Here is a 12,316-nt window from a genome sequence, read left to right as displayed (position 1 = left end):
TTAAAACTTAACGTTCAAATTTAGTAAGAAATTAGTGCCAGCTTGCGGATAATAAAAGTTTTCGGTTGTTCGGCTGCCACCCAAAAGATAACCATAAGTGTAGCCGTTGCTTTCGTATTTTTTATCCAACAGATTATTAACCAACAAACCTAAATTAATATTTTTAACGCCGGCAAACTTAAAATCGTATCCTAAACGAGCGTTGTTAACCCAATAACCATTAATTGTTCTGTCGTTATTTTGGGTATTATCTAAATATTGCTTGCTTACATATTTGCTTTGCAAGGCGATGGCGAAACCTTTAATTGGTTTATAAACAAGTTCACCAAAAAGCACAGCAGCCGGAGAATATGAAATGTCAGTCAATTCGTAGTTGTTTACAACTTGTCCGCCGTTGTCATAATCATCATAAAATTCTGTAAAATTTTTAATCTTATTTCTGCTAAAAGCCGCATTTGCATTTAATGCGAAGAATTTATTAATAATATAAGATCCATCTAACTCAATACCTAAACGGTAACTTTTATCAACGTTCTGACGGAAATTTCCTCCGGTATCATTGATTTTTCCGGTAACTACTAACTGATTTTTATAGAACATACCGTAGGCATTTGCACCTAAATTAAATTTGTTGTTTTTAAAACGGTAGCCTAATTCTAAATCGTTAAGCCTTTCTGATTTAGGGAAGGTGCCAATTGCGGCATCCGTGTAATCATTACGGTTTGGCTCTTTATTGGCAACGCTAAATGAAGCATACAAATTACTTTCTGTATTTATGAAATAGGTAGCCCCAACTTTAGGATTAAAGAAGCTTAGTTTATCATTAATGTCTAATGCATTTAATTTATTTTCAGTTCCTAAAATATCATAATATACGCGGCGATATTGCAAATCGGCAAATAAGCTTAAGGCCTCAACCGGACTGTAATTCATTTTTCCGTAGATATTGAAATCTGTTTTAAAACCCTCGTTATCATAATAATGTCTATCAATATTTCCGTTTGATGCATATTGCGCCCAAATAATTTGTCCGAAGTGGGCACCTTTATATTCGTTATACGCACCGCCAACTGTAAAGTTTAAATTCTTTTCAGGTACATAATTAAAGGCGTAGGTAAAACCATAAAAATCGTTATCTAACCAACGGCGGCGAATTAAATCAGTACGAGAAATGGTTGTGCTACCAGCAACAACCGGATTTAAACCATAATCGCTTAATCGGTTATTTGCCCTGTATTCTTCATAATAACCTTCGCCTTGTGTATAATGCAAAGCTCCGTTAAAAGAAAACTTATCAGTAAACTGCCTTGCATAAATTAACTGGTAATGATTTTGCCAGTAATTATCCGTTTGGTTATTGTAAGTGAAGCTGTTGTAGGTTCGTCCTGAGTTTAAAAGGTTGGCCGCATCTTCTGCATTTAATTCATTTCTTGCAATATAGGCTTGCATTCCGGCAAGATCATTATTTAACCTCGATTCTGGAATACCATTCCAGGATTGATAGGTTTTTTCTGCACCTGCAAAAACATTTATTCGAAGTAAATCTTTATTGCCATGGTAAGCACCTGATAAAAAATAGGATTTAAGTAAAGATGAACCTCTGTCTACATAACCGTCAGAGCTTATTCTGGATAAACGTCCATCAAAGCTGAAACGATTATTAATTAAACCAGTTCCCACTTTAACAGTGTTTTTCCAGGTATTGAAACTGCCGTAAGTGTTGTTTACTTCTGCATAAGGTTCCGGTTCGCTTGCTGTGGTTTGGATATTTAAACTTGCGCCAAAAGCACCGGCTCCATTAGTAGATGTTCCCACGCCACGTTGAATCTGGATGTTATCAACTGAAGAAGCAAAATCGGGCATGTTTACATAAAATGTCCCCTGGCTTTCGCTATCATTAATTGGAATGCCATTCACGGTAACATTTATTCGGCTGTTATCGCTGCCGCGGATTCGGATTCCGGTATAGCCAACACCTGCGCCTGCATCAGAATTTACAACAACACCGGGTGTGTTTTGTAAAATAAATGGCAAATCTTGTCCGAAGTTATTCTCTTGAATTTCAGCTTTGCTTACGTTTTTGTAAGTAGTTGCCGATTTCTCATTTGCACGAGTAGCCCTAACCACCACCTCATCGGCTAAGAAATTTTGCGCCGTTAAAGCAAAACTTATATTCACATTTTGGTTTAAATCAATAGCGTTTTCTGCAGATTTAAAACCTAAATAACTTGCTATGATTACTTGTTTTCCACTCGACAAATTGCCGATTGTGAAGTTTCCGTTTTCATCGCTAGAAACGACGATCTTTGTGTTTTTAACTTTGATTGTAGCGCCAGGTAAGGCTTTTTGATTGTTATCTGTTACTTTTCCGGTAACAGAAAATTGTGCCCATGCAAAGAAAGGCAACATTGCAGTTAAAACTGCAAAAATTAGTTTTTTCAATGTTTTTGTTTTTAGTTAAACCCATCGGAAATAGGGGTACTCCCGATTTCAGTTAAACTTCCATAACTCCAATCCCTACGCCGGCATTACCCGGATCAGGTGCATTTAAGGCTTAGGGTTTGAGGGTTTAGGGCATAGGGTTTGCTAACAGCAGACCTTTTACCTTTCACCTTTTACCTTTCACCATAAAATGGGTATGATCTCAGCCCGTTTTTGTGTTATTTAAAACAAGGCACCCCTAATGATGGGGCAAATGTAGAAAAATATGTTAATGATTTTCCAAAATACGCTTATCTTTTTTAAGAAAATCAATTGTAGTGCGTTTTCGGTTCTAAAAGTCCTGCTTTTGGTTGCTCCTGATGAAAAATGGGGATTTGCGGCAATCAGGTTTTTTACTTAAATATTGCTACTACTTTAGCCACATAAACCCGACCTTAGCGAGATGCCACAATAAACATCAATATTTATGTTTTACAAATGCTTTGTAGTTGCACAGGTTTTTGGGGCAGAAGCGGGGGCGGGAACAAATTTAACTACTTATACTACAATTGCTTTCCAAATTCTATAAACTCAAAAATTGATTTACAGCAGCAATAGCGTTTTGTTCGCGTTGTTCGCCTAAGCCGTTAATTACTTTGTATTTGGTGTTTAAAGCTTTTAATTCCTTATGCCAAATTTCCATAAAATATTCGCGTTGGTTGGGGAAATCCCGCAATGGATCATCTTGCCAAGGCAAATCAATATCCATTAACAGGTACAAATCGTATGGTCGTTCAGGCAAAGCATCTAAAACAATCTGCGGCGTTTTGCCAAGCATCTCATCACTCCAAATTTTAACGGTAATAAAAGTAGTATCGCAAATTATAAAGTCATTTGTGGTGATGTTTAAAATGGCATCTTCCAGTGCAATTTGCCCGTAATACATATTTAATTCATCTTGCAATGTATAAGGGGCTTCTAGGTTGGCACAATAATATCGGGCATATTCGGGTACCCAAGAAACATTGTAGTTATTCGCCAGAAATTTTGACATGGTCGATTTTCCGGTACTTTCCGGTCCAACTATAGCTATCTTTTTAATATGCTTGTTCACGATATGTTTTTCTCCAGATTAGATAGCCTTAATAGGCGGTAAATTATTTAATCAAAATACAATATGCACCATAATTAAGTGCTTTGTAAATAAAAGAGGAAATTAATAAATGTTTTGCAAATACATACACCTCTATGTTTTAATACTTTCTGGTAAGCAAAATTTGTGCTACACAAAAGAAAAAATCGCACCAAAGAAAAAATCCGGTCGAGGAGGGCTCCTCTGACCGGATAATAAACCAAACAAACTATTTATGAAGAAATCCTCTGTGCGGGTAACTAAGCCGCTGAGGAAGCTTTAGATTGAACTAAAGTATTTACAAAACGCAAATACGATAGGCTTATTACAACATTGTTGCCAATATTATTCAATTCATTCATTCGTGACTTAAACATGACTTGAGCGTTAAAATCAGATTAAAATCCTAATTACAGATGTAAAATCTTTCTCATATTGCGATTAAACGATGATTTTAATGATGTACAAGAATTGATACAGTGTTTAAATTACACTTCATTTTTAAAACTTTTTAGGTTTTAGCTCGTTTATATTTAACACTATTTAACACTATTTAACTTTTATAAATGGTTAATTTAAAAATTATAGAATTATGAAAAAGCAAAATATATTTCTTGTAGCATTATTGATGTTAACTTTTACAATTTTTGCCTTTACCAATATTAAACTCGGTGGCATAACCGGAAAAATTACACCAGCTGACGGTGTTGCAACTGTAGCGCTGGTAGCTGGAACTGATACTTTGAAAGCGGATTTGAATCAGGGAGTTTTTTCATTTACTAATCTGAAAGAAGGTGTTTATAAAGTTTGGATTAAAGGTAACGCACCTTATAAAGATGCCGCTATTGAAAATGTAGCCGTAAAAGATAGTTCTACAACTGATTTAGGCGAAATAAAATTACAGCAATAGCTGTTTTCGCAGAAGAATAGTTTTAAAAGAGGATTTATAAAATCCTCTTTTTTATTTTCAAATAATAGGCTTAAAATAATATCTAAAGGTGTATCTTTGCATCCCGACAGAACAGTTGGGATTTTCTTCCAAAAAGCAAAAAACCTCCTTGCTTCTTCATCCTCAAAAAGGATAAAAACTTTAGAATTTTAATTATTGTATTAAGCTTATCATGCCTAAAGACACTTCCATACGCTCAGTATTAATTATCGGTTCAGGTCCAATTATCATTGGCCAAGCCTGTGAATTTGATTATGCGGGTTCGCAAGCGGCCTTATCTTTAAAAGATGAAGGAATTACCGTTTCTATTATCAACTCTAATCCGGCTACGATCATGACGGATAAGGTTATCGGGGACCATGTTTATCTGCGTCCGCTAACTGTAGATTCGATTGAAACTATCTTACAAGATCACATTAATTCTGCTGACTTACCTCAAATTGATGCTGTTTTGCCAACTATGGGCGGTCAGACTGCATTAAACCTTTGTGTTGAAGCTTCTGAACGCGGTGTTTGGGAAAAATACGGTGTTAAAGTAATAGGTGTTGATGTTGATGCAATTGAGAAAACTGAAAACCGTGAATCTTTCCGCCAGTTAATGGTTGACATCGGTGTAGGTGTTGCACCTTCTAAAATTGCCAACTCTTTTTTGGAAGGTAAAGAAGCCGCTCAAGACATCGGTTTTCCATTGGTAATTCGTCCATCATATACATTAGGTGGTTCTGGAGGTGGTTTCGTACACAAGAAAGAAGATTTCGATGCAGCACTTAAACGTGGTTTAGAGGCTTCGCCAACTCACGAAGTTTTAGTAGAACAGGCTGTTTTGGGCTGGAAAGAATATGAGTTAGAGTTATTGAGAGATAGCAATGACAACGTAATTATTATTTGTTCAATCGAAAACTTCGACCCAATGGGGATTCATACCGGAGATTCGATTACAGTTGCACCGGCAATGACTTTATCTGACCGTTGTTACCAGGAAATGCGTAATCAGGCGATTAAAATGATGCGTGCCATCGGTACATTTGCTGGTGGTTGTAACGTTCAGTTCTCGGTTAACCCTGCAAATGATGATATTATCGCCATCGAAATTAATCCACGTGTTTCGCGTTCATCAGCCTTGGCAAGTAAAGCAACGGGTTATCCAATTGCTAAAATTGCGGCTAAGTTGGCTATTGGTTATAACTTGGATGAAATCGAAAATCAAATTACAAAAACAACTTCAGCATATTTTGAACCAACGTTAGATTATGTTATCGTTAAAGTTCCACGCTGGAATTTCGATAAATTTAAAGGCGCTAATAAAGAGCTTGGTTTACAAATGAAATCTGTAGGTGAGGTAATGGCAATTGGCCGTACCTTCATCGAAGCTTTACAAAAGGCTTGTCAGAGTTTAGAAATTGGTCGTGCAGGTTTAGGAGCTGATGGCAGACAAGTTCGTAACATCGAAGAAATTATGGACGGCTTGGAGCATGCTTCATGGAACCGTTTATTTTTGATAAAAGATGCTATGGCGATGGGTGTTCCTTTAGAATCTATCCGTAAGGTTACCAAAATTGATAAATGGTTCTTAAATCAAATTCAGGAACTTGTTGCTTTAGAAGTAGAGCTTAAAAGATATTCGTTAAACAACATCCCTCAGGATTTCTTCATCACGTTGAAACAAAAAGGTTTCTCTGATGTGCAAATTGCATGGTTATTGGGTAATGTAACAGAAGATGAGGTTTACGACCGCAGAAAAGAACTCGGCATAAAAAGAGTTTATAAAATGGTTGATACTTGTGCTGCGGAATTCCCTGCGCAAACACCATACTACTATTCTTCTTTCGACCAGGAGAATGAATCAAAACCATCAGATAGAAAAAAAGTTATCGTTTTAGGTTCTGGTCCGAATCGTATTGGCCAAGGTATCGAGTTCGATTACTCTTGCGTACACGGTTTGCTGGCTGCTAAAGAAACTGGTTTTGAGGCGATTATGGTTAACTGTAATCCTGAAACGGTTTCTACAGATTTTAACATGGCTGATAAACTTTATTTCGAGCCTGTTTTCTGGGAGCACGTACGTGAAATTATTGATTTAGAGAAACCTGAGGGTGTTATTGTTCAGTTAGGCGGACAAACCGCTTTGAAAATGGCTGAAAAGCTAACGGAACATGGTATCAAAATTATCGGAACATCTTTCGAGAATATGGATATTGCCGAAGACCGCGGTCGTTTCTCTGATTTATTGAAAGAATTAGATATTCCTTATCCACGTTACGGAGTTGCAGAAAATGCCGAAGAGGCAATTGTAGTTGCAAATGAAGTGGGTTATCCGGTTTTGGTACGCCCGAGTTATGTATTAGGTGGACAAGGGATGAGCATTGTAATTAATGATGAAGACCTTGAAAAAGCAGTTGTAAAATTATTGGGCGATTTACCTGGAAACAGGGTTTTGATTGACCACTTTTTAGATAGAGCAGAAGAGGCAGAATCTGATTCGATTTCGGACGGTGATGATGTTCACATTGTTGGTATGATGGAGCACATTGAGCCAGCTGGTATCCACTCAGGAGATTCATTCGCAGTATTGCCAACTTTCAGTTTATCTGAAACGGTAACTAAAGCAATGGAAGAATATTCGATTAAAATTGCAAAAGCTTTAGATGTTAGAGGTTTGTTAAACATTCAGTTTGCAATTAAAGATGAGAAGGTTTATGTAATTGAAGCTAATCCAAGAGCATCTCGTACAGTTCCTTTCATCGCAAAAGCTTATGATGTTCCTTACATTAATATCGCGGCTAAAATTATGTTGGGTGTTGCTAAATTGAAAGATTTCACCATCGAACGTAAATTACAAGGATATGCAATTAAAGAACCAGTTTTCTCTTATGAGAAATTCCCTGAAGTGACGAAGGAGTTAGGTCCGGAAATGAAATCTACTGGTGAAGCGATTCGTTTTATTAAAGATTTGGAAGACCCGTATTTCCGCAAGCTTTACAAAGATAAATCAATGTATTTGAGTAAATAATAGCAAAGGCCGATGTTGAACATCGGCCTTTTTGTTTCATCTTGTAAACCACTATTTCCAATTTGCAATTTTTAATTGTAGCAGCAAACTTTCTTTATAAACGGGATTGAAGCGATATCCTTTTAAATTAGAAGCAGCTTCGTTAATTTTGTCATTTTGAGGCACGAAGAATCTGCAACCGATGAAACAGATGCTTCGTGCCTCGGCATGAAAGAAATAATTTAAAAGATTTAGCAAAAAGCCCGGCTAACGATAATCGTAGCCGGGCTTTTGCTTTTCAAAGGATTTATAATTTAGTTCTTCATCCTACCTTGTTCAGCTTCTAAACCTGTACTTCTATTTCTGGCTGGTTTAATTTCATTTTTACCGAAACGATAGGTGAAACTTAAACTTACATATTGCCTATCATTATTGCCATACAGCGTATAATATAAGCCAGGGAAAGCACTGTTGATTTTATTAATTTGCGTGTTGAAAATATCAGTTGCGGCTACTTTTAAACTCGCTTTTTTATTAAATAGAGATTTGCTGATGCCTGCATCCAAGCCATACCTTGTTCCAATTTCCATTACGCCAAAAGTTACCGGACTATCGTATCTAAACATCAGCTCTGCTGATAAACCAGGCTTAATATTGAAAGTATGCTGCGACTTAAATTGAAAAGATGTGCTTTTATTATCCAAACTTTGTCCGGCAAGGTTTGGCGCTTTAAAACCAATATGGAAAATGTTTAAGCTGTTATTACTGTTCCACCATTTTACGAATTTAACAGGTGTATTTAATACCAAAGAGTAAGCATTTTGCGTAGCGATATTTTCGTTAGTTTGATATAAAGCCTGTTTTTCATTGTCTGGAAGTAATACTTCAGTAATTACATCGGTTGTACGGCTGTAATTTAAAGTGGCAGAATATTTCTTTTTCAATAGATAGGTAAATTCAAAATTATTGGTGTATTGAGGATTTAAAAACGGATTGCCTTGATTGTAGGTGTATTGGTCGAGAAAATAAACAAAAGGGTTCAAGGCATCATAGCTTGGCCTATCAATACGGCGACTGTATGAAATATTAATATCATTATTTTTATCCAAAACCTGATTGATGAATACGCTAGGAAAGAAATCCAAATATGTTCTGTCAATTACTTTGTTAGTCGTTATAGAATTGCCTTTAGAATTGGTTTGCTCGGCTCTTAAACCTAACTGAATGCTGGTGGTTTTGAATTGCTTATTGAAGTTTACATAAGCCGCATTTACATTTTCATCGTATACAAATTGGTTGCTTAATAGCTGATTATTTTGCCAATTATTATTTATAAATCGTTCTGCGATTAAGTTATTATCTGTTTTAACCCAGCTACTTTTCAATCCTGCTTCTAACTTCATTTGTTTTTTTAGCGGCAAAGCATAATCTACTTTAAAAGCTTTAATGTTTATGATTGATGGGGTAATATTTCTGGTGATAACAGTTGGTCTTATTAAACCTCCGTTGTTAAAAAAATAGTCGCTTACATAATCAGCATTATCATCCCCTTTATATCTTCCATAATCTAAATCAATTGATAGTTCTTGTCCTGCGGTGTCTAAAACAGACTTGTAATTTAAATTATAAGAAATATTATTGTACTTATTTCTGATAATGTTATTAGCCAAAACTGAAGAATCTCTTTGAGAAAATGAACCTCCAATATTTGTTCTGTTTACTGAGCCTTCATCACTAGTTCCATCGTAACCCGTTATTAATACGCCAATGGTGTTGTTTTTATTCAAGAAAAAATCTGCACCGGCTTTATAATTATGACCATCATTTTTCCTTTCAAACTCGCTAAGCTGCGAAAAATACCTGTCGCCCGCAGTTGCATTGGCTATCCTGTCGATGGTTAAATCTGTTTCTCTTGTATTGTTATAGTAGCTGTAATTACCAAATAAGTTTACAGATTTTGTACGGTGATTAATGTTCCCTCCTGCGCTCTTTCTAAATCTTTGGCCACGACCAAAAGCTGCATTTACACTGCCATTTGTACCGCCGCCTTTGTTTTTCTTAGTCTTGATGTTGATAATACCAGAGTTGCCTGCTGCATCATATTTTGCCGAAGGGTTGGTAATCAATTCTATGGTTTCAATTTCAGAACTTTGCATACTTCTAAGTAGTGTTGCAACATCTGCATTACTTATATAAGTTTGTTTTCCATCAATTTGAATCATTACACCTTGTTTACCAAGCATCGAAATGTTATCATTCTGATCTACGTTTACACCAGGTGCTTTTTGGAGCAACTCTAAAGCTGTCGAACCAATTGCAGTAGAACTATTAGAAACATTCATAACTGTTCTATCCATTTTTCTTTCGATTAATGGAACTGTTGCCGCAACGGTAACTTCTTTTAAATTCTGACTGCTGGAAGAGAGTTGAGCTGTTCCAAAATCTATTTTTAAATCATCGCCAAGCATTAAAGTTTTACTTTTTATTGCAGCGTAACCCATGCTGCTTGCTTTGTAAAAATAGCTACCCTTTATATTAACTACAAAGCCAAAAACTCCGTTTGGGTCTGTAAACGCAGTTTTTACAATGCTAGAATCTGCGGTTCTGTAAAGTACAACCGTAACATAATCCGCTGGTTTTTTATTTTCATCTATAATAATACCTGTAACATTGGCCTTCGATGTGGTTTGTGCAAATGCGGCTCCTGAAGTAAAAATGGTACTTAATATTATGGCTATTTTGTATAAGTTTTTCATTATTTTATACTTTGTTTAGTTAAAAAATGGCAAAACAATTTTAATAGCACCAAGTTTTTGGGCTTCAATTGCAAGCTTAATGTTTAAAGTTTAGTTAGAAACGAATCGTTTCTTTTGCTTAGTTATAAGTAAGACGACCGTTTTTTTAAAAGGTTACAGGATTTTTATATTTATTAGGAATATTAGAAAGTTAAAGCCAATGATTAATGGCAAATTCAGCCCTGCCATTCGCTACAATTCCCGATGAAATATCGGGATATTTTCGCTGCTGTCAGGCTTATTGAACTAAATTTACTGCATAAAAAAACCGCAGGTATACAGTTCTGAATCTGTAACTCTGCGGCTATAAATTTATTGTTAAATTATTTTACGCCAAGAACATCAACGCCTTGTTCAAAAATCACATCAACAGGGATGTTTTTCTGCATCAATCTATCCAAATCATTTTGAAGTTCGGTTGAAATATTTGCTTTATCTTTCTGCGCTTTTTCAACTGCAACCTTATCTCCATTGCCTTGTAAGGTTATAATGAATGCGCTTAAATCATTCATGGCTAATGCAAATTTTCCATAATTTACACTGTAAGTTCCTTTTGCTGAACGCTCGAAAGCACCTTTTTCTTTAAAGTAATTAAAACACTGCATATTTGCTTTTCCATGAGCACTTGCAGCCCCAAAACGAACTGAGCGTAAAATGCCAGCCATAAATGTGGTGTAGTAGTCTTTAATATCGCCTTGTAATTCTCCTTTTTTAAGTAAGCCCGTTACCATATATAAACCTAAAATATCGGCTTTGCCTTCTTCTAACCAACTATACTGTTCTTTCAATGCTTCACGCACAAATCCCTTTCCGGTTACTGTTTTTTTAATGCCTAAACCATGTGCTACTTCATGGAACATTACGTTTGCAAAAAATGCATCAAACTTGATGTATTTTTGCTGGTCTGCACTAATAAGCTCTTTTGAAATCGGCATTAAAATTTTATCAAACTTTGCCTGCATTGCATTTTTTAACTGTGAGCGACGCGTACCTTTCTCTTGCTGAATTTTTTCATCATTAGGCAAATTCACCGCAATGGTCTTCGATCCTGAATTGCAATCTCCTGCATAATAAACAACATCGTAAGCATTTAATTCAGAATCCGTTCCGGGTTTTTCTGCTTTATATTTTGCGGCCACAGGTAAATTTTTCTGTAATTCGGGTAGCATTTTAACGTACTTTGCTAAACGCTTGCTCCATTCTTTATCCTTAACTAAAACGTAAGCCTCGTAACTGGTTCTTGCGTTAAACAGTTTGTCTTCATAATTTTCAATCGGACCAATAATTAAATCCAATCCGTTCGTTTTCATATCCAACCAAGCATAATCGCTCGCTGTAAAATTATCAGTTACTAAAGCATCTGCCCTTAGGTTTAGGTATTTCTTTAAGCCGGCATCGTCTGTAATTAACGCAGCTTGCTTAAGCAATGAAGAAGCTTTTTGTAATTCTGATGCAAATAGTACATGGTACGGAATTGTTGTAAGTTTTCCTGTGGTATCTCTTCTAACTACAGAGTAAGCACCAAATTTATCTGCTAAATCCGATCTTTCAATTTCTGCCTTCGTTATTCCATACGGATAAAAAGATGCGCCATCGGGTTTGCTGCCAATACCATTTACAAAAGGCTTATCATTATTTAATCTATCCCACGGGCCGTAATTTATATTGAAGAAATCGCGAGTTTTTTCATCCCTAATCGTAGCAAGTAAACTATCTTTTTGTGGGTAAGTTTGTTTCCAATAAAGTCCATCCATAATTTCTGCCGCCTGGATAAGTAAGGGCAAAATTTTTCGTTCGCTGATGCTTAAGCTGTTAATATTAGTTGTAAGTTTTACACGCTCGTAAATTGGTAAGCGTTGTGCAACATAACTTGTTAAACTATCTTTCTGTACGGTAACTTGTTTATTGCTTTCAGTTGTGTTATTTCCGGTACATGCCGCAAATATGCTGGCTGTAAGTGTTAATAATAGTATATTCGATTTGTATAATTTCTTCATTTCAAACTGGATAAGGGTGCTAAATTAGTAAAA

Annotated in this window: 6 protein-coding genes; 2 read left to right on the top strand and 4 right to left on the bottom strand. The window is 35.9% G+C overall.

Annotation, left to right across the window (positions count from 1 at the left end):
• Positions 1-2,442 carry a TonB-dependent receptor gene (locus tag QWY86_RS14050; protein ID WP_353958922.1) on the bottom strand — a complete coding sequence of 814 codons (2,442 nt, stop codon included), beginning with the start codon at positions 2,440-2,442 and terminating at the stop codon, positions 1-3.
• Between the two features lie 562 nt (positions 2,443-3,004).
• Entirely contained in the window at positions 3,005-3,535 is a 531-nt protein-coding gene (locus QWY86_RS14045; RefSeq protein WP_290242970.1) for an AAA family ATPase, read from the bottom strand.
• A 610-nt stretch (positions 3,536-4,145) separates the two neighbouring features.
• Between QWY86_RS14045 and QWY86_RS14040 the strand changes: the two genes are divergently transcribed.
• The gene (locus QWY86_RS14040) at positions 4,146-4,463 is read left to right on the top strand and encodes a carboxypeptidase regulatory-like domain-containing protein (protein ID WP_290242969.1); all 318 of its coding nucleotides are present in this window, start codon (positions 4,146-4,148) and stop codon (positions 4,461-4,463) included.
• A gap of 211 nt (positions 4,464-4,674) precedes the next feature.
• On the top strand, positions 4,675-7,512 hold the full coding sequence (carB, locus tag QWY86_RS14035) for a carbamoyl-phosphate synthase large subunit (protein ID WP_290242968.1): 2,838 nt from the start codon (positions 4,675-4,677) through the stop codon (positions 7,510-7,512).
• A 293-nt stretch (positions 7,513-7,805) separates the two neighbouring features.
• Here carB and QWY86_RS14030 read toward each other — a convergent pair whose 3' ends face one another.
• Both QWY86_RS14030 and QWY86_RS14025 read right to left on the bottom strand, forming a co-directional pair.
• Entirely contained in the window at positions 7,806-10,247 is a 2,442-nt protein-coding gene (locus tag QWY86_RS14030) for an outer membrane beta-barrel protein (RefSeq protein ID WP_290242966.1), read from the bottom strand.
• A gap of 362 nt (positions 10,248-10,609) precedes the next feature.
• Positions 10,610-12,283 carry a DUF8614 domain-containing protein gene (locus QWY86_RS14025; RefSeq protein ID WP_290242965.1) on the bottom strand — a complete coding sequence of 558 codons (1,674 nt, stop codon included), beginning with the start codon at positions 12,281-12,283 and terminating at the stop codon, positions 10,610-10,612.
• Between the last annotated feature and the right edge of the window lie 33 nt (positions 12,284-12,316).

It is taken from the genome of Pedobacter aquatilis (assembly GCF_030409415.1).
In the GTDB taxonomy this organism is placed as follows: Bacteria; Bacteroidota; Bacteroidia; order Sphingobacteriales; family Sphingobacteriaceae; genus Pedobacter; species Pedobacter aquatilis.
This window is presented reverse-complemented; position numbering and strand designations above follow the sequence as displayed.